Below are 26,771 nucleotides of genomic sequence, written 5' to 3' on the forward strand. Positions count from 1 at the left end.
GCGGATGCGAGAATCGTTGCAGCCGCGCAGAGGGCGGCTCACCGAGGGGAGACCAGGCGTGCGCGTCGCGGTGCTACCGCGCGAGGTCGCGGCCCGCGTGATCACGAATGGCATCGCGCGCGGCGCCTGGGCGGTCAACGCGGTCAGTCTCAGCCTGACGATTCCGCTGCTGGTCGAGCACATGCTCGTGCGCGGACTCGGTGCCGACCTGCCCGGTCCTCTCGCGATCCTGATCGTGCTGCTCGCGTTCGTGATCGTCGCGGCGTTCCTGCCCAGACCGCAGATCGTGGCGGCGTTCCTGCTCGTCGGGGCGGCGGGTGCCGTGCTGTACCAGGTGTGGCTCATCCAGGCCGATCCCGCGATCACCGAGCAGGCGCTGTTCGTGCTCAACCGTCCCGCGGTGTCACTCGTGCTGGTCGGAGTGCAGTCGGCGAGCACCCTCGTCGGCGTCTCCTGGATCCTGGTGGGGTTCCTCATCTCCTCCGGGGTCAGTTTCGTCGTGGCGGGCGTCACCGGCATGCCGCTGACCACCGGGTGGGGGCCGCTGCTCATGCTCCTGCTCTACGTCACCGCCTATGCGGTGCTCGGGGCGATCCAGGCGCGGCAGCGGCGACTCGTGCCCAACTTCGAGGAACTCGAGCGGGAGACCCGCAGACTCTCCCTCGAGGAGCACCTGCGCGACCGGGTCACCGCGGTCGTCCACGACACCCTGCTCAACGATCTCTCGATCGTGATGAACGCGCCGGACGAGCTCGATGAGCGTGCGGTGAAGCGCCTGCGTGCGGATGTCGCGACCCTCACGAGCGCGGAGTGGCTCGACGAGGCATCCGATCTCACCGTCGTCGACGACCAGGACAGCGAACTGCGCAATCGCATCGTCATGATGATGAGCGACCTGCAGTGGCGCGGTCTGACGGTGCGGGTGACGGGCAGTGGCAGCGGCATCTACCGCGTCGAGCCCGAGGTGGCCAACGCGCTCGTCGACGCCGTGCGCGCGAGTCTGGAGAACGTGCTGCGTCACTCCGGGGCATCCGTCGCGGAGGTCGACCTCGCCTACAGCGCCACGGAGATCACCGTCATCGTCAGCGACCAGGGCCACGGCTTCGATCCGGATGCCGTGCCCGACGACCGGCTCGGCGTGCGCCAGTCCATCCGCGGCCGCATCCGCGCCGTCGGGGGATCCGTGCGCATCTGGTCGTCACCGGTCGCTGGCACCTCCGTCGTGATCCGGGTGCCGGTGCTCGAGGTCGTCACCGAGCACGAGGGGGTGCCGGATGCCGAATCGTAACGCCCGCAGCTTCGCGATGTCCGCTCAGCAGGTCGATCCGCTGAGCTGGTTCACGGGGCCGTTCGTTCCGCTCGCCTTCAGCGCGCTCGCCGTGATCCACGGCACGATCCAGACGGCGCTCACGTGGCCGGTGGGCACCGCTCCGGTGCTGCAGCCGGTCGCCATCGCCCTCGTCGCCGGGGCGGGGCTGTTCATGCACTTCGCCACCCGTCCGCTGCGCCGAGGCATCGGATGGCGGTCCGCGTCGGCCGCCCTCGCGGTGGTCATCGTCGCCGTGCTCGTCTCGGCGGCGGGTCGTGCCGGCACCCAGTTCTCGCTCGAGCAGTGGTGGGCACCGCCCGCGCTGGCCCTGATCATCGCGAGTCTCGGCCCGTACCTGCCGGTGCGTCAGCTCGTCGCGCTCGGCTGCTCATCCACGATCATCGCGACGATCGCCGCCTTCTTCATCGTCTACCCCGCCCAGCCGGGATTCGGCCCCGTGGCCTCGGCTCTGCTGATCGCCTATTCGCCCATGCTCGCGACGGCGGCGACCGCCGTGTTCTCGTACACCGTCGTGAGCACCATGCTGCCGATGTTGGAGAGCCCGTCCCGGCTGCTGGTGGTCGGCAAGCACGTGCGCGACGAGGTGGCCCGGCAGATGGAGCGGGTGACGGTGGCGCGACTGACCGCTCGTGCCGCACCGTTTCTCACCGGCATCGCCGACGCGGGCCGCATCACCCCGGCCGATCGCGCCCTCGCGGGTCAGCTCGCACGCCGGATGCGCGACGAGCTCGTCACGCAGTCGAATCTCAGCTGGCTGGATTCGATCGCCAGCCAATCCCGGCTCGTGGTGGTCGATCCCGATCGACGCGCGCGCAGCATGAACCACGCGCAGCGCACCACGCTTCGGGCGATGCTTCGCGCGATCATGGAAACCCCCGGCACCGATACCGGCTCGCTCATGATCGAACTGCGCGCGGCACCGGATGGCGCGACCGCCGTCGGCGTGAGCCTCGACATCGCGCTGCCCGAGGGACGCAAGATCATGCACCTCGCGCCGTACTACCTCACCCTGGGCACCGCGGTCGAGGATCTCACCATCGACAGCCAGAAGCACCTGCGCATGTCGTTCCGGGTGCCTCCGGCCGAGGACTGAGCTACTGGCCGGAGTGCCCGGCCGAGCCCAGCTGCTGCGTGGCCTCGACCACGCGTCGTGCCATGGCCGACTCGGCGAGCTTGCCCCACGAGCGCGGGTCGTAGACCTTCTTGTTGCCGACCTCGCCGTCGACCTTGAGCACGCCGTCGTAGTTCTTGAACATGGTGTCCGCGATGGAGCGGGTGAAGGCGTACTGGGTGTCGGTGTCGATGTTCATCTTCACGACGCCGTTCGCGACCGCGGTCGCGATCTCCTCGGCGGTCGATCCGGAGCCGCCGTGGAAGACCAGGTCGAGCGGCTTCGGGCCGGTGCCGTACTTGGCCTCGATGCCGTCCTGGATCTCCTTGAGCAGCTCGGGCTTGAGCTTGACGTTGCCCGGCTTGTAGACGCCGTGCACGTTGCCGAAGGTCAGCGCCGCCATGTAGCGCCCCTGCTCGCCGAGGCCGATCGCCTCGACCATCGCGGTCACGTCGCCGAGCGTCGTGTAGAGCGCCTCGTTCGTGCCCTCGTGCTTGACGCCGTCCTCCTCGCCGCCGACGACGCCGATCTCGACCTCGAGGATCGCGTTGATCGCACGCATGCGCGGCAGGATCTCCTTCGCGATCGCGAGGTTCTCCGCCAGCGGCACGGCCGAGCCATCCCACATGTGGGACTGGAAGATCGGGTTGCGTCCCGCCTTGACCTCGGCCTCGGAGGCGGCGATCAGCGGGTAGACGAAGCCGTCGAGCGCGTCCTTCGGGCAGTGGTCGGTGTGCAGCGCGACGGTGATGGGGTAGTTCTTGGCGACCTCGGTCGCGAACGCCGCGAAGGCGAGGGCGCCGGATGCCCGTGCCTTCACGCTCTGGCCGGCGAAGTAGTCCGCGCCACCGGTGGTGACCTGGATGATCCCGTCGGAGCCGGCCTCGGAGAGGCCCTGGAGCACGGCATTGATCGTGGACGAGGACGAGACGTTGATCGCCGGGTAGGCGAAGCCGCGGCTCTTGGCCTTGTCGAGCATCTCGGCGTACTGGTCGGGGGTGGCGACGGGCATGGAGATTCTCCTTCGGCGCGAACGGGGTTGCGCCTGAAAGTCTAGCGATGCCGTCGCGATAGGCTGTTGGCGCGTCGATCCCGGAGCGGGGATCCCACCACCGCGCGTGAAACGAACAGGACACCCTCGTGGCGACCGCTGAATCCGGAACGCTGTTCCAGCATCCCGACCGCAACCTGGCGATGGAACTCGTGCGGGCCACCGAGGCCGCCGCGATCCGCGCCGTGCCCTTCATCGGCAAGGGCGACAAGCTCGGTGCCGACGGCGCTGCCGTCGATGCCATGCGCAAGTTCCTCGGCACCGTCGAGTTCGACGGCGTCGTCGTGATCGGCGAGGGCGAAAAGGACAACGCGCCCATGCTCTTCAACGGCGAGCACGTCGGCCTCGGCGTCGGCCCGTCGTGCGACATCGCCGTCGATCCGATCGATGGCACCTCGCTGACCGCCGCCGGTCGGCAGAACGCGATCTCGATGATCGCCGTCTCCGACCGCGGCACGATGCTCGACGCCTCGAGCGTGTTCTACATGGACAAGCTCGTCTCCGGTGCCGAGGGCATCGGCGTGATCGACATCACCCAGCCCATCGGCGACAACATCCGCGAGTTCGCGAAGGCGAAGGGCAAGCCGGTCTCCGAGATCATCGTCGCCGTGCTCGACCGTCCGCGGCACGAGGGTCTCATCGACGAGATCCGCAGCGCGGGCGCCGGCACCCGGCTCATGCTCGACGGGGATGTCGCGGGCGGCATCAACGCGGCGATCTACGGCACGCGCATCGACCTCTGCGTCGGCGTCGGCGGCAGCCCGGAGGGCGTCGCGACGGCGTGCGCGATCAAGGCGCTCGGCGGGTTCATCCAGGGCCGCCTCGCGCCGAAGACCGAGGAGGAGCGCGTCAAGGGCGCCGCTGCGGGGCTCAAGTTCGACTACGTCTACGAAGCCGACGAACTCGTGCGCAGCGACAACACCTTCTTCGTCGCCACGGGCGTCACCGACGGCACGCTCGTCAACGGCGTGCGCCGCCTCGGTCCGATCATCCGCACCGAGAGCATCGTGCTGCGTTCGCGCTCGGGCACGATTCGTCGCGTGAACGCCGACCACCTCGCCCAGAAGTGGCTCGACTGAGCCGCAGCTAGGCCGTCTTAGCTAGGCCGTCTTCGGCTTCTTCGCCGCGGGCAGCTCGGGGATGTCGAGTTCGGGGCGACCCACGCCCTCGAGCTCGTCGAGGGCCGCGAGCTCCATCTCGACCGCCGTGAGCTGCTTCGGCGCCTGCTCGATCGTCGCCGCGGTGCCGATCACCTTGGACTCGTCGAGCATGTTGAGCTTGCGCGCCGTCACGAGCACGCGGGTCTCGAGGGAGTTCGCGAACTGGTTGTAGCTCGCGACGGTGGAGTCGATCGAGCGGCGCAGGCGGTCGGCGTGATCGGCGAGGGTCGCGAGGCGTCCGTACAGCTCCTTGCTCAGGTCGAAGAGGGTCTTCGCCTCGTCGGTGAGCACGTCCTGCTGCCACGAGAACGCCACCGTCTTCAGCACCGACCAGAGCGTCACGGGCGAGGCGAGTGCCACGCGCTTGCCGAAGGCGTAGTCCATGATCGCCGGGTCGGCCTCGAGCGCCGAGGAGACGAGCGATTCGCTCGGGATGAAGGCGATCACGAGTTCCGGCGACGCCTCGAGCCCGGCCCAGTAGGTCTTGCTCGCGAGCGCGTCGATGTGGCTGCGCAGCACCTTGACGTGCTGCTTGATGAGCGACTCGCGGCGCGCGCCCTCCTCGCCCGTGGCGGTCACCGGAATCTGGGTGGCCTCCAGGTAGGCGGCGAAGGGCACCTTCGCGTCGACGGCGATGTTCTTGCCGCCGGGCAGGTGGATGACCATGTCGGGGCGGCCGGCGCCGGCATCCGAGGTGATGCTCGACTGCACGTCGAAGTCGACCCGTTCGATCAGCCCGGCCGCCTGCACGACGTTGCGCAACTGGGTCTCGCCCCACACGCCGCGGGTGGCATTGCTGCGCAGCGCCGACGCCAGCGACTCGGTGGTCACCCGGATCTGCTCCCCGGAGAGCTGCGTCTGCTTGAGTTGCTCGGCGATCGCCCCGTACTGCTGACTGCGCTGCCGCTCGAGGTCGGCGACCTTCTGCTGCATGGTGCGCAGCGTCTCCTGCACGGGGGAGAGTGCCTGCAGCACCTTCGACTCGGCGCGCTCGCGTTCGGCTTGTTCGCGCTGCGCGCGCTCGAGAGCGACGAGCTGCTCGCGCAGCCCATCGGCTGTGGCCTGGATCGCCGCGCGCTCGGCGATGAGCTGCGACTGCACGGCCTGCTCCTGCATGCGCAACTCGACGAGCGCGTTCTGGTGCCGCGCCTCAAGCACCGCGGGATCGATGCCGGTTCGGCGGCCGCGCGCGAAGAGCAACGCGCCGACGCCACCGAGCACGATACCGACCACGAAGCCGAGAACGAGAGCGAGGATGGGGTCCATGCCTTCAGTGTGACAGCGGCGACGGACAATCCCCGGCTGCGAACCGCGGCCCGGGCGCATCGTAGGGTGAAGGCATGACGCCGGTGCCGCATCCACTCGACGTGAGCACGGACGACCTGCGCTACTTGCTCGCGGTCGCCCGCGCCGGTCGGCTGGTGTCGGCGGCGACCCTGCTCGGCGTCGATCACACGACGGTGCGGCGGCGCATTGACCGGCTCGAGGCCGCCCTCGGGGTTCGGCTGCTCGACCGCGGCGCCGATGGCTGGGAGCTCACGACGATCGGTCGTGCCGTGGCCGACCGTGCCGCGCCCCTGGATCGAGTCGTCGAGGAGGTCGTCGGCGCGGCATCCGCTGAGTCCGAGGGGATCCGGGGCACGGTGCGCATCGTCGCGCCCGAGGCGTTCGGCACGCTCTTCGTCGTGCCCGCCCTGGCGCGAGTGCACGCCGCGCACCCGGGCATCACGACCGAACTCGTCACCTCCACCCGCCCGCTGAGTCTGCGCGGCTCGGGCCACGACCTCGCGGTCACGATCGGTTCGGCGGCGAGCTCGCGGCTGACCTCCGAACCGCTCGCGCCCTACGCCTTGCGCCTCTACGCCTCGCCGGACTATCTCGCCGCCCGCGCGCCGATCCGTTCCCTGGGGGACCTGGACGCGCATCCGCTCGTCTTCTACGTGGATGCGCTGCTGAGCGTGCGCGAGCTCGACCTGGCGCCCGTGCTCAGCGGCATGCGCGTCGCGTTCGGTTCCACGAACGTGTTCGCGCAGCTCGAGGCCACCCGTCGCGGGGTCGGCATCGGACTGTTGCACGCGTTCATGGCCGAGCACGACCCCGCCCTGCGCCCGGTGCTGCCGGCGGAGGTCGACTTCCGGCTGCAGTTCTCGCTCTCGGTGCGCCGCGACAGCCTGCCGGTCGAGGCCGTCACGATCGTGCGGGCGGCGCTCACCGACGAGGTGCGGGCGCGGGCGGGTGAACTCGTCCCGGCCTGATGTGCTGATCTGCACATCGGCTGTGCACGAACGGAGCTTGATCGCAGATGACCTCGTGCTCAGACTGGTGGCATGACTGAGATCCTGACCCACTGGGTCGACGGCACGGACTTCGCCGGCGAATCCACCCGCACCGCTCCCGTCTACAACCCAGCCGAGGGCACCGTGTCGCGTGAGGTCACCCTCGCGAGCACCAAGGATGTCGCGGCCGCCGTCGCCTCGGCGAAAGCCGCCTTCCCGGCCTGGGCCGACGCCTCCCTCGCCAAGCGGCAGGCCGTGCTGTTCACCTTCCGCGAGCTGCTCAACGCCCGCAAGGAGGAGCTCGCCGCGATCCTCACCAACGAGCACGGCAAGGTGTTCTCCGATGCGCTCGGCGAGATCGCTCGCGGCATGGAGGTCGTCGAGTGGGCGACATCCATTCCGCATCTGATGAAGGGCGAGATCTCGCAGAACGTCTCGACCGGCGTCGACGTGTACTCGGTGCATGAGCCGCTCGGCGTGGTCGGCATCATCAGCCCCTTCAACTTCCCGGCGATGGTACCGCTGTGGTTCTTCCCGACCGCGATCGCGGCGGGCAACACCGTGATCCTCAAGCCGAGCGAGAAGGATCCCTCCGCGGCGCTCTGGCTCGCGCGCCTGCTCAAGGAGGCAGGTCTGCCCGACGGCGTGCTCAACGTCGTCAACGGCGACAAGGAGTCGGTGGACGCGATCCTCGAGCACCCCGACATCCAGGCCGTCTCCTTCGTCGGTTCCACGCCGATCGCGAAGTACATCTACGAGAACGCCGCCAAGGCGGGCAAGCGCGTGCAGGCGCTCGGCGGGGCCAAGAACCACATGCTCGTGCTGCCCGACGCCGACCTCGACCTCGTCGCGGACTCCGCGGTGAACGCGGGCTTCGGTTCGGCAGGCGAGCGCTGCATGGCCATCTCGGTGGTCGTCGCCGTCGAGCCGATCGCCGACGACCTGATCGCCAAGATCACGCAGCGGATGTCGGGGCTGACCGTCGGGGACGGCATGCGCGGCTGCGACATGGGGCCGCTCATCACGCGGGAGCACCGTGACAAGGTCGCCGGCTACATCGACATCGCGATCGCGGACGGCGCCGATGTCGTCGTCGACGGTCGCGGTGTGGTGCCGGATGGCGCGGCCGACGGATTCTGGCTCGGCCCGACCCTCATCGACAAGGTGTCGACGTCATCGGATGTCTACCAGCACGAGATCTTCGGGCCGGTGCTCTCTGTGGTGCGCGTGAAGACCTACGAGGAGGGCGTCGCCATGATCAACGCCTCGCGCTACGGCAACGGCACCGCGATCTTCACCAACGACGGCGGTGCAGCGCGTCGCTTCCAGCGCGAGGTCACGGTGGGCATGGTCGGCATCAACGTGCCGATCCCGGTGCCGGTCGGCTACTTCTCGTTCGGTGGTTGGAAGGACTCGCTCTTCGGCGACACCAAGGCCTACGGCCCGCAGGCGGTGCACTTCTTCACGCGGGAGAAGGCGGTCACCTCGCGCTGGCTCGACCCCTCGCACGGCGGCATCAACCTGGGCTTCCCGCAGAACGGCTAGCCCGCCCGGGCCGTCGGTGAGGCGCGCCTGGCGGGGGTTGCCTTCGCCTGGCGGGGGTTGCCTTCCGTTGGCGGGGGCAATCACGGATCCGGCGGGAGAAGCACACGGGTGGCGGGGTGTATAACTCCCGCCACCCGTCGTTTTCACCCGCCAGAGGCGAGGGGTGGGTGGGGGCTGCTCCCGCCAAGCGCCCGGCTCTCCCGCCGAGGGCAGCCCGAGGCGACCCTGGGCAAGCCGGGGGAGTCGATCAGGCCGAGAGCTGCGCGGGCTCGATCATCGGCGCGCCGAGCCGCTTGACGCGCGCGCCGGTGAGCTCCGAGAGCTCGCCGATGCTCGAGGCGCCGTGCCGCCCAGCGGCGTGCACGATGATGGCGGCGCACGCCTGCGCGTCGGCGAGGGCGTCGTGGTGTGCGAAGTCCTCGAAGCCCGCCGCCATCGCCGCCGACGGCAGTCGGTAGGAGTCCAGGTGGTAGGTCTTGCGCGCCACCTGCAGGCTGCACAGGTAGTCGTAGCTCGGGGTGGGAACGTACGACGCGGCGCAGGCGGCGGCGATCACGCCCATGTCGAATCCGGCGTTGTGCGCGACGAGGTGATCGTTCTCGGCGAAGGACTGCAGGTCGTGCAACTGTTCGCTCCAGAGCAGGGCGTCCGCGACATCCACCGCCATGATGCCGTGGATGCGCACGTTCCACTCGAGGAACTCGTCGTGACCGAGCGGCGGCTTGATCAGCCAGGATGCCGTGTCCACGACGCGCCCGTCGCGCACCTTGACGAGGCCCACCGAGCACGCGCTCGCCGCCGAGTTGTTGGCGGTCTCGAAGTCGATCGCGGTGAAATCCAGTGGCACGAGACGATGTTCACACGGGGTACCGACGCCGGGACGTCGGGCACGCCGCATACCCTGGAACCATGAGCGAAGCCCTCGAGCCGCAGCGCCGCTACGACCACGCCCTGCACGGCATCACGCCCGGATGGTGGCGTGGCGCCCTCGCGATCGTGTGCTTTGTGGTGTTGTTCTTCGGCATCTCCACCGTGCTCAGCGGCATCGCCATCATCGTCGAGACGCTGGCCGGCACGATCACGCCCGAGCAGCTCGCCTCGGGGATCGTGCCGCTGACCCCGCTCGTGCTCCTGGCCACGAACGTCGGTCTCGCCCTGATGATTCCCGTCGCGATGGGTTTGCAGTGGGCGTTCTTCGGGGTTCGTCCGCGCTGGATCTGGTCGGTCACCGGCCGGCTGCGGTGGGGATGGCTCGGCCGCCTCGCCCTCGTGATCGTGCCGTTCTGGGTGCTCTACGTGGCCGGCAGCTTCGCGCTGGCCCCGGAGGGCGGCTTCACCGTGGACGGCACCGTGATCGCCGTCGTCGCCGTCATCGTGCTCACCACTCCGCTCCAGGCGGCGGGGGAAGAGGTCGGCATGCGCGGCCTCGTGCAGCGCTCGGTCGGCTCGTGGTTCCCGTCGCCGCGTGCGGCATTCTTCGTCTCCACTGCTGTCTCCGCCGTGGTGTTCGGCCTCGCGCACTTCGCGGGCGACCCGTGGCTCATCGCCTACTACGTGCTCTTCGGGGTGGCGATGTCGGTGGCCGCGCACGCGACGGGCGGACTCGAGGCGCCCATCCTCATCCACACCGTCAACAACCTGCTGCTGCTGCTGCTCGCGGCGTTCGCCGGTCAGCTCGGCGAGGGCATCGACCGCAGTGCGGGAGCGGGCGGTCCGTTCATCCTGCTGCCGATCGCGGTGGTGCTCGCCGGGGCTGGCATCGCCTGGTGGTGGGGTCGTCGCAACCGCGTGGTCGTGACCGCGCCGCCGCCACCGAGTCACTACACGGTGCCGCGGGCGGTCGACGCAGAGCCCGCCGGCTGACCTGACCGATCCGCGCGCAGAGGTTGCCCGCCATGCGCCGGTACCCTTGAGCCTCGTGGCTCTCACTATTGCGATCGTCGGACTGCCCAATGTCGGCAAGTCCACCCTGTTCAACGCGCTCACCCGCAACACCGTGCTCGCGGCGAACTACCCGTTCGCGACGATCGAGCCGAACGTCGGCGTGGTGAATCTGCCCGATCCGCGCCTGCAGGTGCTCGCGGGCATCTTCGGCAGCGAGCGCATCCTGCCTGCTCCCGTGTCGTTCGTCGACATCGCGGGCATCGTCAAGGGCGCGAGCGTCGGGGAGGGGCTCGGCAACAAGTTCCTCGCCAACATCCGGGAGGCCGACGCGATCGCCCAGGTCGTGCGCGGTTTCAGCGACCCGGATGTCGTGCACGTCGACGGCAAGGTGGATGCGGCATCCGACATGGAGACCATCAACACCGAGCTGATCCTCGCCGACCTGCAGACCCTGGAGAAGGCGGTCGCGCGGTACGAGAAAGAGGTCAAGACCAAGCGCGTGGAGCCGATCGTGCTGGAGACCGCGCTCGCCGCGCAGAAGGCACTGGATGCCGGGAAGCCGCTGTCGGCATCCGGCCTCGACCTCGAGCCGATCCGCGAACTCGGCCTGCTGACCGCGAAGCCCTTCATCTACGTGTTCAACGTCGACGAGGCGGTGCTGACGGATGACGCGAAGAAGGCCGAGCTCGCCGCCCTCGTCGCCCCCGCCAAGGCCGTGTTCCTCGACGCCAAGCTCGAGTCGGAGCTCATCGACCTCGACCCGGAGGACGCGGCGGAGCTGCTCGCCTCCACCGGCCAGACCGAGTCGGGTCTCGACCAGCTCGCCCGCATCGGCTTCGACACCCTCGGCCTGCAGACCTACCTGACCGCCGGACCCAAGGAGGCGCGGGCCTGGACGATCGGCAAGGGCTGGAAGGCGCCGCAAGCCGCGGGCGTCATCCACACCGACTTCGAAAAGGGCTTCATCAAGGCCGAGGTGATCGGTTTCGAGGATCTCGTGGAGACCGGCTCGATCGCCGAGGCCCGCGCGAAGGGCAGGGCGCGCATCGAGGGCAAGGACTACGTCATGCAGGACGGGGACGTGGTGGAGTTCCGGTTCAATGTCTGACGCACTGCCCGCATGCCCGCAGTGCCACGAGGCATTCACCTACGAGCAGGGTGCGCTGCTGGTGTGCCCGATGTGCGGTCACGAGTGGACCGCCGACTCGGCTCCGGAGGAGAGCACGTCCCGCTCGACCCAGATCACGGACGCCGTCGGCAATGTGCTCGCCGACGGCGACACAGTCACGATCGTCAAGGACCTGAAGGTCAAGGGTGCCGGTGGCGGAGTCGTCAAGGTCGGTACCAAGGTGCGCGGCATCCGTCTCATCGACGACGGGGTGGGCGATCACGACCTTGACGCGACGGTGCCGGGATTCGGTCGGATGCAGCTGAAGTCCGGTGTGGTGAAGAAGGTGCTCTGAGGGCACCCGGTACGACCTCGTTCTGTCGAGGAGTCGTGGTTTAGCGTGTGAAGTTGTGACCGACCAGACGCCGCAGTTCGTGCGCTACCGCGCGCGCATCCCGAACGCCCGGGGCGTGAAGGTCGGGATCTTCGCCCTCGCCAACGGACTCGCCCAAAACGGTCGCTTGGCCGTCGAGGATGAGGCGTGGTTGCGCGAGGCGAACGACTGGTACAACCGCGCCTACCCGAACCCGAGCGATGTCGACCCCGGTGTCTACGATCGGGTCGTGAATCCAGGGGCCGTGTCGTGGTTCAAGGTCGGCGCATCCGACGCCCTCATCGAGCGGCTTGCCGACTACGTGCGACTCCTCGACGCGCACAGCGTCGAGTGGGAGCGCGTCGTGACCGCGCGGCCGGGTCGCATCGTCTACGAGGACGAGGTGCAGGTCGTCGCTGTTCCCGAGAGAGGAGATCGAGCTCTCGTACGAGTTTGTTCCCGAGCGCTGGGGACATGGGTTCGCCCGAGAAGCCTGCGTGCCGGTGCTCCGCTGGGCTCAACGCGAAGTGACGGATGGTACCCCGATCATCGCGGTCACGCAGGCGGCGAACACGCGCTCGTTGGAACTCCTTCGCGCTCTCGGCATGGTTGAACGCGAGCGCTTTGTGGAGTTCGGGGCGCCGCAAGTGCTCATGGTTTGGTCCGGTGAAGATTCGGCGACCGTACGATGGGGACATGACGGAGTTTCGGGTTAACGTGTGAGTGTGGGCTCGCTGCCGCTGGAGGAGTTATGGCGATTTTGACCGGGGGGATCTTCTCCGAGCACGGCGCCCCGGGCGCGGCACACCGTGCCGTTCTGCGCGAGATACGTGACTATTCTCCTCGAACTGAGCCGTCCGACTATGTGGTCGACATCGCGTTCGTCACTGGTCATCAGTTCGGGCCGGATCCGATCCCCATAGGAGTCTCCCCGGGGCCAGTCGGCCGCACGCAAAGACGCTTCATTGTGTGGCATCGGCTTCCCGAAGGCATGGAGGACGTGTCGGCTGTGCGAGGTTGGTTTGCGTCTGCGCTCGTCGACACGGAGGCGCTGGTTCGTGAGTACCTTCCCCGAAAGTCGAAGGCATATCCCGCGACCGAACTCGCATCCGAGGTGCGTTCCCTACGCGACCAGATGTCTGCGGTGCAGGATCGACCTCACGACACCCCTTGACAGTGGAACCTGCGTCTACTCCTCCACAGGCTGTCCGCACACGATCTCCTGTGGAGAAACTGACACCTGAACAGCACTTTCCCGCACAAGAATGTCGGTGGCCCCTGCTTGACTGTGTCCATGGAACCCCTCCTGCTCGACCAGGCGAACGCGGAGATCCGCGTGGAGTTCGGCATGGCCGAGGCCGAGTTCGCCCAGCGCGCGCAGTGGCGGGCGTCGGCCGAGGTGTTCCGCGCGATCGACGCGACCCTGCGCGAGGCCGCCGCGCATCCCGAGGTCTTCGTCGACGCGGCGATGCTGCGCGGGGATGCGGTCGAGTTCGCCGAGCGCGCCGCCGCGGCCGACCTTGCGGTGCGGCTCAATCTCGCCGAGTCCACGGTCCGAGCCCACGGCACTGTGGCGAGCACGCTGCGGCAGCGACTCCCCGAGCTGTGGGCGTGGTTCACCGAGGGCGAGATCTCAACGCAGAACGCCCGCGAGGCCGCGGCGATCGCCATCGAGCTGCCCGCCGATTGCTGGGCCGCCTTCGAGCGCCAGACCCTGGATGCCGCGCGCACCCTCGCTCCCGCCCGCTTCCGCACTCGCGCTCGCGCCGTCCGCGAGAAGCTCCACGCCGACACCCTCACCCAGCGCCACGCAGCCGCCCAACTGCAGCGCGGAGTGTGGACCGAGGTCGATCGCGACGGCATGGGCTGGCTGCACGCCCGGTTGTCGAGCGAGCACCTCACGATGGTCAGCGCTCATCTGGACGGGATCGCCTTCGACCTGTTCACCGCCGCCGACGAGCAACGCACGATGGCACAATTGCGCGCCGATGCGCTCGTCGATCTGCTCACGGGAACCGGCGAGCAGAAACCGGGGGTGACCGTTGCGCTGACGGTGCCCGTACTCAGCCTGCTCGGGCAGTCGAACGAGCCCGCGCTGCTCGAGGGCGTCGGCCCGATCGACCTCGACACCGCCCGGAGGCTGTGTGCGACCGCGCCGTCGATCACGCGTCTGCTCACCGATCCGGTCACCGGCACGGTGCTCCAGATGGACCCCCACCAGTACCGCAGTTCGGCGGCCCTGAAGCGATGGCTCGCCATCCAGCAGGTCACGTGCGACTTCCCGGGCTGCGGGCGCCGCGCGGCCAATTGCGACCTCGACCACACCGTCGCCTGGGCCGATGGCGGCGCGACGACGGCCGACAACCTCAGCCATCGCTGCCGCAAGCACCACACCATGAAGCACCAGACGGCTTGGCGGGTGGAGCGGCCGCCGGGGTCGGAGCGTGCCGTGTGGACCAGCCCCACCGGATACCGCAGGGAGGCCGACCCGCCACCGTTCTAGCACCTTCGGCAACCGAACGGTGGGCGTCGCTAGGGTGATGCCATGAGCGACTACCAGGTGCTTGAAATGGGTGGTCTCGGCCAGTGGCGCGACCACTTCGGAGGCTTCCGCCCGACGACGTCGAGGGATGGCCGACGGGTCGTCGATCATGACATCGCCATGCAGTACATCGGCATGACCGCCAACTCGTTCGAGCCGGGGGAGCAGGCCGGGTATTGGCATACGCACTCGCGGATCGAGGAGCTCTACGTCTTCCTCGAGGGCCGCGGGCAGATGGGGCTCGACGCCGACATCGTCGATGTCGGGCCGGGGACAGTCATCCGCGTCGGTCAGGGCGTCTGGCGCACCTGGCGTTGCCTGCCGGAGAGCGCCGAGGGGCTGCGCTGGCTGTGCATCCGTGCCGGCGGCGGCGAGCTGCCACACCTGCCCGACGACGCCGATCGCGACGAGGAACGACCCTCGCCCTGGTGACCGAGTCAGTGCCGCCCGGCTACACCCGCCCGCCCCGCGACTTCTTCGCGCGCGAGGTGCTCGAGGTCGCACCCGACCTCCTCGGCGGGCTGCTCGAACGCACGACCGTCGACGGCACAATCGGCATGGTCGTCACCGAGGTGGAGGCCTATGCAGGTGAGCGCGACCCCGGTTCGCACTCCTACCGCGGTAAGACGGCCCGCAACGCGACGATGTTCGGGCCGCCCGGGCACGTCTACGTCTACTTCACCTACGGCATGCACCATGCCATCAACCTCGTCGCGGGCGAGCCCGGGCATCCGTACGGCTGCCTCATCCGCGCCGGCCGCATCGTCGAGGGCGAGGAGCTCGCCCGTCATCGCCGCGCCGCCGGCCGCCGCCTGAGCGCCCTCGCCGACCGCGACCTCGCGCGCGGCCCCGGCAACGTTGCCCAGGCCTTCGGTGCGACCCTCGCCGACGACGGAGCAGATCTCTTCGATGGCCCCTGGGGATTCCTGATCCCGGATGCCCAGCTCACCCTGCCGATCGCCACCGGTCCGCGGGTGGGCGTCAGCGGTCCCGCCGGTGACGGCGGGGCCTTCCCGTGGCGCTTCTGGATCGCGGGCGACCCCACCGTCAGCGCCTACCGCCCCGCGAAACCGCGGCGCCGCTAGCCGGGCTAGTCGAGCGCGGGTCCGGCGCTACTGCGCGTTGTCCTCGTCGACGGTGGTGCGCAGGGTGCGCACCTCCTCGACGATCGCGTCGACGTTCTCGGGCACGGGCAGCGCGCACGCCTCGAGCTCGTCCTGGATCTCGAGGGTCAGACCCTCCTTGCCGTCCGAGTGTGCAGCCGCGACCGTGCCGCTCCTGATGACGTTGTTCTCCGCGTCCTGCGACTCCTGCTTCAGCTCGGGCACGTCGGAGCAGATGTGGTACACGGTGCCCTGGGGGGTCCAGAAGACCTCGTCGCCGCCCGTGAGGTCGCCGACGATCGCGGTGTACTCGTCGACCTGGCCCTCGTTGGCGATCATCTCGGCCGTGTTCTCCTCCACCGAGGGCGGGTTCCAGGAGATACCGAAGAGGCCCGCGATGACGAGCAGGCCGATCGCGATGCCGCCGGCAATGCCCTTCTGCTTGCCGTCCATGTCCTTGTTCAGGAAGATCAGCACGATCAGCGGCAGGAAGGCGATCACCGTGATGATGAGCCCGAGCTGGTTCTGCACGAAGAACCGGACCTTGTCGGACTTCTTGGCGGGGTCGTAGCGGTTGGCCTTCTTCCAGAGCAGCGAGCCGACGATCGCGAGAATCGCGATCACCACGAGCGCGCCGATGACGGCCCACAGGAACCAGTCCTGGGACGTGTCCTGCTTGAGCAGCCAGAAGATGGCGAACGCCTCGGCGCCGATCGCGAGAGCCCAGAGCACCGCGGCGATGATCCGCAGCGTCGTCGCCTTGCCCTTCGCCTCGCTGGTCGGCTTCCACTGCGCCGAACCTTCGGGAGCGACGGGCGTTTCGGCCTCGACGTGTACGACCTTCTTCTCGCTCTTGCTGGCCACAGGATCCTCTCGGCTCGATTGCTGGCACGAGCATAGTGGAGACCGGTATTGCCTCGGCGGCGCCCGAGGCGCGCTGCTGCCCTCGCGCCCCGCGGGTGAGCTAGTCGCGCCGCACGAGCGTCCGCACGCCGTAGACCGCCGCCCCGACCGCGAGCACGGCGGCACCGGCCACGGACGACTGCCAGGGCAGGGTGACGGCGAGCACGAGGCATCCCAGCAGCCCGGCGATCGGCAGCACCGGTCGCTCGCGCAGGGTGAGCGCCGAGGCGTTCGCGATCGCGTAGTAGACGAGCACCCCGAAGGAGGAGAACCCGATCGCCCCGCGCAGGTCCGCGAACGCCGCGAGCACCGCGACCATGAGCCCGATGGCCAGCGCCGCCACGTGGGGCACGCCGGTGCGCGGATGCTGCGCCGCGAGCCCGCGCGGAAGATCCCCGTTGCTCGCCATCGCCATGGTGGTGCGCGAGATGCCGAGCAGCAGCGCCAGCAGGGAGCCGAGCGCCGCGAGCCCCGCGACCGCGCTCACCACGGGCACGAGCCAGCCGGCGCCGGCGGCGCGGGCCGCGTCGGCGAGGGGTGCCGCGGAATCGGCGAGCGAGGTGCCGAGCAGGGCGAGCAGGGTCACCGCGAGCAGCGCATAGAGCACGAGCACGATGCCGAGTGCGATCGGGATGGCGCGGGGGATCGTGCGTTCGGGTTCGCGCACCTCCCCGCCGAGCGTGGCGATGCGGGCATATCCGGCGAACGCGAAGAACAGCAGGCCGGCACCCGTGAGCACCCCGAACGGGTCGAGGTCCGCGGTGGGCAGCAGCGCCGCGGCATCCGTCGCACCGGACGACCAGCCGACCGCGATCACGGCTGCGATCGTCACCACCACCACCGCGACGATGCCGGCGGTGACGGCCAGGGACTTGCGCAGCCCAGCGACGTCGAGCGCGGTCACCAGGATGACCGCCCCCACCGCGACCGGGTGCGCGTACTCCGGCCACAGGTAGCTGCCGACGGTGAGGGCGATCGCGGCGGACGAGGCGATCTTGCCGACCACGAACGCCCAACCGGCGAGGTAGCCCCAGAACGGCCCGAGTCGCTCGCGACCGTAGGCGTAGGTGCCGCCCGCCACGGGATAGAGCCGAGCCAGTCGCGCCGACGACTGGGCGTTGCAGAAGGCGACGGCCGCGGCGATCACGAGACTGATGAGCAGGCCCGTTCCCGCGGCAGCGGCGGCGGGGGCGAAGGCCACGAACACGCCTGCCCCGAGCATCGAACCGAGGCCGAGCACGACAGCGCCGGCAAGTCCGAGCACACGCTGTGATTGCACGCGCGTATCCTGCCATGCCCAGGTGTCGCGCGAACGACGCTGGTACTCTCGGCCCATGAGCAGCACCCCGGACGAGCCGATCAAGCCCATCATCCTCGACGGCTACGTGGAGTCGGGGTCGTACCAGACCGCGACGACCGCGACCGTCACCGGCATCGCGATGCGCGCGCCGAGTTCGCTGCACGCCGGCATTCGAGGCGGCGTGGCCGCCCTGCTCATCGTGCTCGGCATCGGCAACTTCGTCGCGGCGACGGGGTTTCCGTACAACGCGCCGGTCGAGATGCTGTTCATGTTCCTGCTGTCGTTGGACATGTTCATCGCCGCGGTCGTGCTCATCGTGTTCGCCGTGCTCGCCGGCGCGCGCCGCAGCGTGCCCGTGCTCTCGGAGCGCACGTCGCCGCTGTCGATCGCGGGACTCGTCGTCTCGGGGGTCGCCTTCGTCGCGTGGGTGCTGTTCGGTCTGGTGCCGACGCTCGGCAGCGTCGGCTCGGGCGAGGATGCGCGCTACATGACCCTCGTCGGAGTGCTCGTCTTCTTCGGCGTCCCGTGGATTCTCGGCCTCGTCTTCGGCACCATCTCGCTGCGCAGCGGCGGACCCCGCACCTGGCTGTTCGGATGCCTCGCGGCGGGCCTCGGCGTGCTGCTCGCATTCGCCGTGCTCGCGGCGACGATCCTCTACGGGTTGGGCCTGACCGAGTAGGTTCCGCCGCCGGGCTACGCTCGGAACATGACGAAAGCACACCGAGGCACCTGGACCGCGTTCGCGTTCGCCCTCGTCGTCGCGGCGTGCGCGGCGTGCGTGCCCTCCGGCGGTGGCAGCCCCGAGTCGGGCCCGACCACGCAGGATCTGGTGGTCGAGGCGGTCGCCGAGGCGCTGCCCGACGCCACGACCATCCTCGCGAGCGTCAGCCAGTCGGGCTTCGACCAGGGGTGGTCGCTGGAGATCGACTACCCCGCCGTGCCGCTGACGCCCGACGTGCTCTCCGCCGCCCTCATCGCCGCGACCGAAGCGGACCCGAGCGCCGTCGGCGTGCATCTGTACTTCTTCGAGGCGGGCACCGACAACCCGCTGCCGATCCGCGAGGCGGCCGACGAGCTCGGCATCCCGTGGACGCGCATCGGCTCAGGCGGTGGCTGGCTGGCCGGCCAGATACCCGACATCGACCGAGAGTGATCGGACCACGCGCCGGGCTCCTCGTGCGTTGCTAAGCTGGCCGCACAACAGAACATCGGGCCGCAACACGATGCGGGAGAGCCGGCGGCGCCGGCACCGAAGGAGCAAGCCTCCCCGCCAATCTCTCAGGTACCTGTACCGCATCGGACTGGCCACTCTGGAAAGCGCGCTCGATCCACGTGAGCGCCGCCGTCGGTGAAAGCGTGCAGAACACGCGAAACTCTCAGGCACCCATGACAGAGGGGGAGTTCAACCGCAGCCCAGCGCTCAGGAGAACTCCGTGACCGAAGCCCCACCGCCCGATGTGAAGCGATCGCCCCTGCATGCCGTGCACGAGGCGGCCGGCGCGAGCTTCACCGACTTCGCGGGCTGGCTCATGCCCGTGCGCTACAGCTCCGACCTGGCCGAGCACCACGCCGTGCGCACCGCCGCCGGCATCTTCGACATCTCGCACATGGCCGAGTTCCTGGTCGAGGGCGCGGATGCCGCCGCCTACCTCGACCACGCGCTCGCCGGTCGCCTCAGCGCGATCGCCATCGGGCAGGCCAAGTACACCCTGCTGCTCACGGAGGGCGGCGGCATCGTCGACGACCTCATCGTCTACCGCCAGGGTGACGAGCGGTTCCTCGTCGTCGCGAACGCGGGCAACCACGATCCGGCGCTCGCCGCACTGCGGGCGAGGCTCGGCGACTTCGCGGTCGCGCTCACCGATCTCAGCGACGAGATCGCGCTCATCGCGGTGCAGGGTCCGGCCGCACGCGCCGTGCTCGAGGCCACCGCGGGCCTGGTCGCCGAGGGCCTCGACGGGCTCGGCTACTACCGGCACCTCGACGGCAGCTTCGACGGCATCCCGGTGCACATCGCCCGCACCGGGTACACCGGCGAAGACGGCTTCGAGCTCTACATCCGCACGAATGCCGCGGTCGCCCTCTGGAACGCCCTCACCGCCGCCGGTGCGCCGCTCGGCCTCGTGCCGGCGGGACTCGCGAGCCGCGACACCCTGCGGCTCGAAGCGGGCATGCCGCTCTACGGGCATGAGCTCGGCCTCGACACCTTCCCGGAGCAGGCCGGCCTCGGCCGTGTGGTCGCCGTGAAGAAGGATGAGTTCGTCGGCAAGCAGGCGGTCGAGGCGGGACCGGGCGAGGACGCCCGAGTGCTCGTGGGCCTTGCCTCCGAGGGCAAGCGCGCCGGTCGCGCCGGCTATGCCGTGTACTCCGGCAACGAGCTCGTCGGCGAGATCACGAGCGGGGCGTTGTCCCCGACGCTGGGTCATCCGATCGCGATGGCGTACGTGGACCGCGCGGTGAGCGCCGTCGCCACGCCGTTGGAGATCGATGTTCGGGGTAGTCGAGTGGCGGCATCCGTCGTCTCGCTGCCGTTCTACGAGAGGGAGAAGTGATGGCTGCACCTGAGGAACTGAAGTACACGTCCGAGCACGAGTGGGTGCTCGTCGAGGGCCAGGTCGCGACGGTGGGCATCACCGCCTACGCCGCGGAGAAGCTCGGCGACATCGTCTACGTCGACCTGCCCAAGGTCGGCTCGACGATCGCCGCGGGCAAGGTCGTCGGCGAGATCGAGTCGACGAAGTCGGTCGGCGAGCTCTTCGCGCCGGTCGAGGGCACCGTGGTGGAAGCCAACGAGGCCGTCGTCGCGAACCCCGAGCTCGTCAACGCCGACCCGTTCGGCGAGGGCTGGCTCATCAAGGTCGAGTTCACTCAGCTGCCCGAGCTGCTGAACCTCGAGCAGTACACCGCGCTGACCGTATGAGCCAGAACACCGAGCCCGCCGCCGAGGTTGCCGACACGTTCGCCGACCGCCACATCGGCACGGATGCCGCCGCCCAGAAGTCCATGCTCGCCGCGGTCGGGTACGACTCGGTCGAGTCCCTCGTCGATGCCGCCGTTCCCGGGGGGATCCGGGTGGGAGAGCTCGCCTCCATCATCCCGCCGCCGGCATCCGAGCGCGCGACGATCGTCGAGCTGCGCGCCCTCGCCCGCCGCAACACCGTCAACCGCTCGCTCATCGGCCTCGGCTACTACGACACCATCACGCCCGCGGTGATCAAGCGCAACGTGCTCGAGAACCCGAGCTGGTACACGGCGTACACGCCCTATCAGCCGGAGATCTCGCAGGGCCGCCTCGAGGCGCTGCTGAACTTCCAGACCATGGTCTCCGAGCTCACCGGCATGGCCACCGCCAACGCCTCCATGCTCGACGAGGGCACCGCCGTGGTCGAGGGCATGCTGCTGGCGCGACGGGCATCCGGCTCGAGCTCCAATCTGTTCGTGGTCGACGCGGACACGCTGCCGCAGACGAAGGCGCTGCTGCGCAACCGTGCCGACGCGGTCGGCATCGACCTGGTCGAACTCGACCTGGCGGCGCAGCCCGAGCTTCCCGAGAGCTTCGGCGTCTTCGTGCAGTACCCCGGGGCCTCCGGCCGGGTGTGGAACCCGACCGAGGTCATCGCCGCCGCCAAGGCCGCAGGCGGGGTCACCGTCGTCGGCGCGGACTTGCTCGCGACGACGCTCCTCGCCTCGCCCGGCGACCTCGGCGCCGATGTCGCCGTCGGCACCTCGCAGCGCTTCGGCGTGCCGATGGGCTTCGGCGGACCGCACGCCGGCTACCTCGCCGTTCGTGCCGGCCTCGAGCGCCAGCTGCCGGGCCGCCTCGTCGGCGTCTCCCAGGATGCCGCGGGCAACACCGCCTACCGCCTCGCCCTGCAGGCACGAGAGCAGCACATCCGCCGCGAGAAGGCCACCAGCAACATCTGCACCGCCCAGGTGCTGCTCGCCGTGATGGCGTCGATGTACGCGGTCTACCACGGACCGGCCGGCCTCAAGCGCATCGCCCAGGGCGTGCACGCGAGCGCCGTGGTCATCGCGCGAGAGCTCGCCGCCCGTGGCGTCACCGTGCTCAGCGAGAGCTACTTCGACACCCTGCTGGTCGAGGTCGGGGATGCCCCGGCCCTCGTCGCCCGCGCCCACGAGCACGGCGTGCTGCTGCACGCCGCCGGCCCCACCACGGTGACGCTCGCCTTCGACGAGGTGGCCGCCGAGGAACTCGGCGCCGTGCTCCCGCAGCTGCTGGAGGTCTTCGGCGTCGCCGACGTCGAGCGCGCCGCGCCCGCCGGGGAGGGGGTGTTCCAGCCGTCCGAGGGGCGGTGGTACGCGTTCTCGCCGCAGACGCAGCACGAGTACCTGCCGACGCTCGCCCGCACGAGTGCGTACCTGCAGCATCCCGTGTTCAACACGCACCGCTCGGAGACGAGCATGATGCGCTACCTCAAGTACCTCGCCGACAAGGACTACGCGCTCGACCGAGGCATGATCCCGCTCGGCTCGTGCACCATGAAACTCAACGCCGCCACCGAGATGGAGGCGGTGACCTGGCCGGAGTTCGCGGGGCTGCATCCGTTCGCGCCCGAGGCCGACAGCGTCGGCTACCGCGAGCTCATCGGTCAGCTCGAGTCGTGGCTCGCCGAGGTCACCGGCTACGACGCGGTCTCGCTGCAGCCGAACGCGGGCAGCCAGGGCGAGCTCGCGGGCCTGCTCGCGATCCGCGGCTACCATCTGGCCAACGGCAATCCGCAGCGCACGACGTGTCTCATCCCGTCGAGCGCCCACGGCACGAATGCCGCCTCGGCGGTGCTCGCGGGCATGCGGGTCGTGGTCGTCGACACCGATGCGCTCGGCAACGTCGACCTGACCGACCTGCACGCCAAGATCGACGCGCACCGCGACGACCTCGCCGCGCTCATGATCACCTACCCCTCCACGCACGGCGTCTACGAGCACGAGGTGCGGGCGATCACGGACGCCGTGCACGCCGCCGGCGGACAGGTCTACATCGACGGCGCCAACCTCAACGCGCTGCTCGGCTATGCCAGGTTCGGCGACTTCGGCGGGGATGTCTCGCACCTCAACCTGCACAAGACCTTCTGCATCCCGCACGGCGGTGGCGGTCCGGGCGTGGGTCCGGTGGCGGCCAAGGCGCACCTCGCGCCGTACCTGCCCGCAGCGCCCGGCACGAGCCACTTCGACGACCCGCACATCGTGAGCGCGGCGAAGTACGGCAGCCCGAGCATCCTGCCGATCTCCTGGGCCTACGTGCGCATGATGGGCTCGGAGGGGCTCAAGGCCGCCACGGGTGCCGCGGTGCTCGCCGCGAACTACATCGCGGTGCGGCTGCGTGAGCACTACCCGGTGCTCTACGCCGGCGACAACGGGCTGGTCGCGCACGAGTGCATCCTCGACCTGCGGCCGCTGAAGGAGGCGACCGGCATCGACAACAACGATGTGGCCAAGCGCCTGATCGACTTCGGCTTCCACGCGCCGACGATGTCGTTCCCGGTGCCGGGCACACTCATGGTCGAGCCGACCGAGAGCGAGGACCTCGCCGAGCTCGACCGGTTCATCGAGGCGATGATCGCGATCAAGGCCGAGGCGGATGCCGTCGCCGCCGGTATCTGGACGGTCGACGACAACCCGCTCGTGCACGCCCCGCACACCGCCGAGTCGGTGATCGCGGGAGAGTGGGAGCACGCCTACACCCGTGAGCAGGCCGTGTACCCGCTGCGCTCCCTCGTGCGCGGCAAGTACTGGCCGCCGGTGCGCCGGGTCGACAACGCGTGGGGCGACCGCAACCTGTTCTGCGCCTGCCCGCCGCCGGAGGCCTTCGAGTAGCCGCTCAGTCCGCGGTGGCGGGCGCCGCGAACAGGCCGGGGAACGCCGCCGCCGCCCAGGGATACCCGATGAAGATCGCCGCATCGATCAGCACGTGCGCGATCACCAGCGGCAGCAGGCGACCGTATCGGGCGTAGAGCCAACCGAACAGCACACCCATGGCCAGGTTGCCCACGAAGGCTCCCACGCCCTGGTAGAGGTGGTACGTGCCCCGCAGCGCCGCCGTGGACAGGATGATCGTCCAGCGCCCCCAGCCGAGCTCACGCAGCCGCGCGAACAGGTAGCCGACGACGATCACCTCCTCGGTGATGCCGGCGTCGAGGGCGCGCAGCACGAGCACCGGCACGGTCCACCAGTGCTCGCCGAGGTTGGCGGCGCTCACGGTGGTCGTGAGGTCGAGCGCCTTGCCGCCGAGATACACGAGGATGCCCGGCACCCCGATCACGAGCGCGAGCACCGCCCCCCACCCCAGGTCGCGCGCCGGTCGCGTGAGGTCGATGCCGAGCCGGCCGAGCCTCGGACGCGCGCTCTGCCACAGCAGGAACACCACGAGCGCCACCGGCACGAGGTCGAAGAACACGGCCATCAGCTGATACGTCAGGTCGAAGATCTCGCGGTCGCTGAGCGCGGTGTTCAGCGCCGTCGTCTGCTGCGAGAGCGGGGTCTCGCGTGTCGCCTTGTTGAGGAACGACACCACCGAGTACGCCGCGGACATTCCGAGCGAGAGTCCGAGCACGATGAGCACCTCGGCGCCGATGCGCCGTCGGCTGAGCGGTTGCTCGATCATGCGCGCGGCATCGCGCACGCGGGGGTGCCGCCGGGCAGCCGATGCCGGTTCGCCGCCACCCAGCGGTAGCCGAGGGCGGCAGCCCACGAGAACGGGGGAGTGGCCAGCAACCAGCCGCACAGGCGCCAGCCGAAGCCCCGCTGCATCCTGAGCAGGGCGGAGAGCGCGAGGTGCCCCGCGTACTGGTGGGATGGCGTGATCACCCAGACATACCGCGCCACGTCGTCGTGGGTCAGCCCGTACTCGTCCAGGTCGAGCCACTGCCACGGCGTGCTGCGGGGAAACCGCGGCAGCAGTGTCTGCAGCCGGTGCACCGTGCTCGTGCAGAACGCGCAGTCGCCGTCGAAGACCAGCAGGGGCGCTTTGGAGGAATGCTGAAATCGAGCGCCGGTCACCATACGATCGTACGCCGCACGGGACGCGGGTTCGGAGCATACGCCCGGCAATGCCGCAAGATGTTTGCGTTCCGCGCGGATTTGGAGCACGTTTCCGCCGCCTGGCGCAAGGAATTCAACGAGGAGTTACCACTGTGTAACGTTTGCACCTAGGGTTTGGCGGGGGGTTTCCCCCCGTTTAGGGTGTGAATCATCAAGGGCCGCGCGGCACTAGGAATTGTCGCGTCGAGTTCAACTTTGCACAGGAGGAAATTGTGAGAATCAGACGACTCGGGGCAGCAGCTGCCACGGTCGCCGTCGGTGCTCTCATCCTCTCGGGCTGCGCAGCGCCGCAGTCCGAGATCGTTGAGGGATCATCGCTGTCGGTGGCGTGGAATCAGCCGTTCTACTCGTACAACGGCAACACCTCGTTCGGCAACGCGACCGCGAACAACAACATCACGTACGCGACGCTCGGCGGTTTCAACTACTACAACGACGTGCCGGAGCTGGTTCGTGACGAGTCCTTCGGCACGATCGAGCTCGTGAGCGAGGACCCGCTGGTCGTCAAGTACACGATCGCCGATGGCGTGAAGTGGTCGGATGGCACCGCGGTCGACGCGGTCGACATCATGCTGCAGTGGGCCGCGCTCTCTCGCGCCCTGGACACCCCCGACTTCGACGCGTCGGAGTTCACCGACCCCGACACGGGCGAGTTCACCGAGGACTTCCCGACGGATGTCGTCTACTTCGACTCCGGCGCCGACCCGTCGTTCGGTCTCGGCCTCGTCTCGCAGACCCCCGAGGTCTCGGACGACAAGAAGTCGGTCACGATGACCTACGACGAGCCCTTCGTGGACTGGGAGCTTCAGCTCACCTCTCCGCTGCCGGCACACGTCGTCGGCAAGAACGCGCTCGACATCGAGGACAACCAGGCCGCCAAGGACGCGGTGCTGAAGGCCATCCTCGACGGTGACGACGCGGCACTCGCCCCGATCTCCAGCTTCTGGAACGGTGGATTCAACTTCACCGAGATGCCGGAGAACACCGACCTGGTGCTCTCGAGCGGCCCGTACGTGATCACCGACTTCGTCGCCGACCAGTACGTGACCCTCAAGGCGAACCCGGAGTACAACGGCGACCACCTCCCGAAGGTCGAGGAGATCACCGTCCGCTTCATCACCGACCCGCTCGCGGCCGTCCAGGCTCTGCAGAACGGTGAAGTGCAGGTCATCTCGCCCCAGGCCACGGCCGACGTCGCGACGGCGCTCGCCGACCTCGACGTCACCGTGATCGGCGGCTACGAGGGCACCTACGAGCACATCGACCTGCAGTTCGACCAGTCGAAGAGCGGCAACTTCAACAACCCCCTCATCCGTGAGGCGTTCATGAAGGTGATCCCGCGCCAGGAGATCGTCGACAAGCTCATCAAGCCGCTGCAGGAGGACGCCGAGGTTCGTAACTCGCAGGTCTTCCTCCCGGGTGCCGATGGCTACGACGAGTCCGTCGAGAACAACGGCTCGCTGAACTACATGGAGGTCGACGTCGCGGGCGCCCAGGCGCTGCTGGCCGAGGCCGGCGTGACCAACCCCGAGGTGTGCATGCTCTTCAGCTCGACGAACCCTCGTCGTGCCAACGAGTTCCTGCTCATCCAGCAGTCCGCCGCGCAGGCCGGTTTCAACGTGACCGACTGCTCCAGCCCCGACTGGGGTGGCCTCCTGGGTACGCCCGGTGCGTACGACGCGTCCCTCTTCGGATGGCAGTCGACGAGCCTCGGTGTCACCAACGGCCCGCCGCCGAACTACACCACCGGTGGTGTGAACAACCTCAACTTCTACTCCAACCCGGAGATGGACAAGCTGACGGCCGCTCTCGGCACGACGTTTGACCTCGAGGAGCAGAAGCAGATCATGATCGACATCGACAAGCTCCTGTGGGATGACTTCTACGGTGTCACCATCTTCCAGTTCCCGGCCGTGACCGCGTTCGACCCGAACGCGATCAGCGGGATCTCCCCGTCGACGCTCGCGCCGACGATCTTCTGGAACATCTGGGATTGGGAGCCTGTCACCGCCGAGGGCTAATCCTC

At 69.1% G+C, this 26,771-nt stretch carries 25 protein-coding genes and 2 riboswitches; of the genes, 18 read left to right on the plus strand and 7 right to left on the minus strand.

The window, feature by feature from the left end; translation table 11 throughout:
* Positions 1–58 precede the first annotated feature (58 nt).
* Positions 59–1,288, plus strand: coding sequence for a sensor histidine kinase (locus PYV02_RS10340; RefSeq protein WP_275758838.1), 1,230 nt, complete (start codon positions 59–61; stop codon positions 1,286–1,288).
* Complete coding sequence (locus tag PYV02_RS10345; protein ID WP_275758840.1) at positions 1,275–2,423, plus strand: hypothetical protein; 1,149 nt, start codon at positions 1,275–1,277, stop codon at positions 2,421–2,423. Before PYV02_RS10340 ends, PYV02_RS10345 begins: the two co-directional genes overlap by 14 nt.
* Position 2,424: 1 nt before the next feature.
* On the opposite strand, the gene fbaA is transcribed toward PYV02_RS10345, so the two are convergent.
* Entirely contained in the window at positions 2,425–3,453 is a 1,029-nt protein-coding gene (gene fbaA / locus PYV02_RS10350) for a class II fructose-bisphosphate aldolase (protein ID WP_275758842.1), read from the minus strand.
* Between the two features lie 182 nt (positions 3,454–3,635).
* On the opposite strand from fbaA, the gene glpX reads away from it, so the two are divergent.
* Positions 3,636–4,571, plus strand: coding sequence for a class II fructose-bisphosphatase (glpX, locus tag PYV02_RS10355; protein WP_275759172.1), 936 nt, complete (start codon positions 3,636–3,638; stop codon positions 4,569–4,571).
* 21 nt (positions 4,572–4,592) lie between these two features.
* Here the strand turns inward: glpX and PYV02_RS10360 are convergent, their stop codons facing one another.
* Positions 4,593–5,918, minus strand: coding sequence for a DNA recombination protein RmuC (locus PYV02_RS10360; RefSeq protein ID WP_275758844.1), 1,326 nt, complete (start codon positions 5,916–5,918; stop codon positions 4,593–4,595).
* A 74-nt stretch (positions 5,919–5,992) separates the two neighbouring features.
* On the opposite strand from PYV02_RS10360, the gene PYV02_RS10365 reads away from it, so the two are divergent.
* Both PYV02_RS10365 and PYV02_RS10370 read left to right on the plus strand, forming a co-directional pair.
* Positions 5,993–6,907: a LysR family transcriptional regulator gene (locus PYV02_RS10365; protein ID WP_275758846.1), complete on the plus strand. Its 915-nt coding sequence runs from the start codon at positions 5,993–5,995 to the stop codon at positions 6,905–6,907.
* Between the two features lie 72 nt (positions 6,908–6,979).
* Entirely contained in the window at positions 6,980–8,473 is a 1,494-nt protein-coding gene (locus PYV02_RS10370; RefSeq protein WP_275758847.1) for a CoA-acylating methylmalonate-semialdehyde dehydrogenase, read from the plus strand.
* A gap of 247 nt (positions 8,474–8,720) precedes the next feature.
* Here the strand turns inward: PYV02_RS10370 and PYV02_RS10375 are convergent, their stop codons facing one another.
* Entirely contained in the window at positions 8,721–9,320 is a 600-nt protein-coding gene (locus PYV02_RS10375) for an exonuclease domain-containing protein (RefSeq protein WP_275758849.1), read from the minus strand.
* Positions 9,321–9,382: 62 nt separating this feature from the next.
* On the opposite strand from PYV02_RS10375, the gene PYV02_RS10380 reads away from it, so the two are divergent.
* From PYV02_RS10380 to PYV02_RS10410, 7 genes are all read left to right on the plus strand, one after another.
* Positions 9,383–10,336 carry a CPBP family intramembrane glutamic endopeptidase gene (locus PYV02_RS10380; protein WP_275758851.1) on the plus strand — a complete coding sequence of 318 codons (954 nt, stop codon included), beginning with the start codon at positions 9,383–9,385 and terminating at the stop codon, positions 10,334–10,336.
* A 55-nt stretch (positions 10,337–10,391) separates the two neighbouring features.
* On the plus strand, positions 10,392–11,465 hold the full coding sequence (gene ychF, locus PYV02_RS10385) for a redox-regulated ATPase YchF (protein WP_275758853.1): 1,074 nt from the start codon (positions 10,392–10,394) through the stop codon (positions 11,463–11,465).
* On the plus strand, positions 11,458–11,820 hold the full coding sequence (locus PYV02_RS10390; protein WP_275758855.1) for a zinc ribbon domain-containing protein YjdM: 363 nt from the start codon (positions 11,458–11,460) through the stop codon (positions 11,818–11,820). The genes ychF and PYV02_RS10390 overlap by 8 nt, the downstream gene beginning before the upstream one ends.
* Positions 11,821–12,272: 452 nt before the next feature.
* On the plus strand, positions 12,273–12,554 hold the full coding sequence (locus PYV02_RS15400) for a GNAT family N-acetyltransferase (RefSeq protein WP_420833627.1): 282 nt from the start codon (positions 12,273–12,275) through the stop codon (positions 12,552–12,554).
* Between the two features lie 578 nt (positions 12,555–13,132).
* The gene (locus tag PYV02_RS10400; RefSeq protein WP_275758859.1) at positions 13,133–14,341 is read left to right on the plus strand and encodes an HNH endonuclease signature motif containing protein; all 1,209 of its coding nucleotides are present in this window, start codon (positions 13,133–13,135) and stop codon (positions 14,339–14,341) included.
* Positions 14,342–14,383: 42 nt separating this feature from the next.
* Positions 14,384–14,812, plus strand: a complete 429-nt coding sequence (locus PYV02_RS10405; RefSeq protein ID WP_275758861.1) for a cupin domain-containing protein — start codon at positions 14,384–14,386, stop codon at positions 14,810–14,812.
* Positions 14,809–15,465 (plus strand): DNA-3-methyladenine glycosylase, encoded by a 657-nt coding sequence (locus tag PYV02_RS10410; RefSeq protein ID WP_275758863.1) that lies wholly within the window; start codon positions 14,809–14,811, stop codon positions 15,463–15,465. Before PYV02_RS10405 ends, PYV02_RS10410 begins: the two co-directional genes overlap by 4 nt.
* A gap of 27 nt (positions 15,466–15,492) precedes the next feature.
* Here PYV02_RS10410 and PYV02_RS10415 read toward each other — a convergent pair whose 3' ends face one another.
* Positions 15,493–16,347 carry a cytochrome b family protein gene (locus PYV02_RS10415; protein ID WP_275758865.1) on the minus strand — a complete coding sequence of 285 codons (855 nt, stop codon included), beginning with the start codon at positions 16,345–16,347 and terminating at the stop codon, positions 15,493–15,495.
* 100 nt (positions 16,348–16,447) lie between these two features.
* Complete coding sequence (locus PYV02_RS10420; protein ID WP_275758867.1) at positions 16,448–17,665, minus strand: APC family permease; 1,218 nt, start codon at positions 17,663–17,665, stop codon at positions 16,448–16,450.
* Between the two features lie 55 nt (positions 17,666–17,720).
* Here PYV02_RS10420 and PYV02_RS10425 point away from each other — a divergent pair, with 55 nt between their 5' ends.
* The 5 genes from PYV02_RS10425 (at position 17,721) to gcvP (ending at position 23,521) form a co-directional block, all read left to right on the plus strand.
* Positions 17,721–18,365, plus strand: a complete 645-nt coding sequence (locus PYV02_RS10425) for a hypothetical protein (RefSeq protein ID WP_275758869.1) — start codon at positions 17,721–17,723, stop codon at positions 18,363–18,365.
* A gap of 27 nt (positions 18,366–18,392) precedes the next feature.
* On the plus strand, positions 18,393–18,839 hold the full coding sequence (locus tag PYV02_RS10430) for a hypothetical protein (RefSeq protein WP_275758871.1): 447 nt from the start codon (positions 18,393–18,395) through the stop codon (positions 18,837–18,839).
* Positions 18,840–18,902: 63 nt separating this feature from the next.
* Positions 18,903–18,990, plus strand: a riboswitch (glycine riboswitch).
* Between the two features lies 1 nt (position 18,991).
* Positions 18,992–19,086: riboswitch (glycine riboswitch) on the plus strand.
* A gap of 33 nt (positions 19,087–19,119) precedes the next feature.
* Positions 19,120–20,238 carry a glycine cleavage system aminomethyltransferase GcvT gene (gene gcvT / locus PYV02_RS10435; protein ID WP_275758873.1) on the plus strand — a complete coding sequence of 373 codons (1,119 nt, stop codon included), beginning with the start codon at positions 19,120–19,122 and terminating at the stop codon, positions 20,236–20,238.
* Entirely contained in the window at positions 20,238–20,606 is a 369-nt protein-coding gene (gene gcvH / locus PYV02_RS10440) for a glycine cleavage system protein GcvH (protein WP_275758875.1), read from the plus strand. The genes gcvT and gcvH overlap by 1 nt, the downstream gene beginning before the upstream one ends.
* Positions 20,603–23,521 (plus strand): aminomethyl-transferring glycine dehydrogenase, encoded by a 2,919-nt coding sequence (gene gcvP / locus PYV02_RS10445; RefSeq protein ID WP_275758877.1) that lies wholly within the window; start codon positions 20,603–20,605, stop codon positions 23,519–23,521. The genes gcvH and gcvP overlap by 4 nt, the downstream gene beginning before the upstream one ends.
* Before the next feature lie 4 nt (positions 23,522–23,525).
* On the opposite strand, the gene PYV02_RS10450 is transcribed toward gcvP, so the two are convergent.
* Entirely contained in the window at positions 23,526–24,308 is a 783-nt protein-coding gene (locus tag PYV02_RS10450; protein ID WP_275758879.1) for a CPBP family intramembrane glutamic endopeptidase, read from the minus strand.
* Positions 24,305–24,703: a thiol-disulfide oxidoreductase DCC family protein gene (locus PYV02_RS10455; RefSeq protein ID WP_275758881.1), complete on the minus strand. Its 399-nt coding sequence runs from the start codon at positions 24,701–24,703 to the stop codon at positions 24,305–24,307. The genes PYV02_RS10450 and PYV02_RS10455 overlap by 4 nt, the downstream gene beginning before the upstream one ends.
* Positions 24,704–24,957: 254 nt before the next feature.
* Here PYV02_RS10455 and PYV02_RS10460 point away from each other — a divergent pair, with 254 nt between their 5' ends.
* Positions 24,958–26,766, plus strand: coding sequence for an ABC transporter family substrate-binding protein (locus PYV02_RS10460; RefSeq protein ID WP_275758883.1), 1,809 nt, complete (start codon positions 24,958–24,960; stop codon positions 26,764–26,766).
* The last annotated feature ends 5 nt before the right edge of the window (positions 26,767–26,771 follow it).

Origin of the sequence: Antiquaquibacter metalliresistens (assembly GCF_029211225.1) — a bacterium.
In the GTDB taxonomy this organism is placed as follows: domain Bacteria; phylum Actinomycetota; class Actinomycetes; order Actinomycetales; family Microbacteriaceae; genus Rhodoglobus; species Rhodoglobus metalliresistens.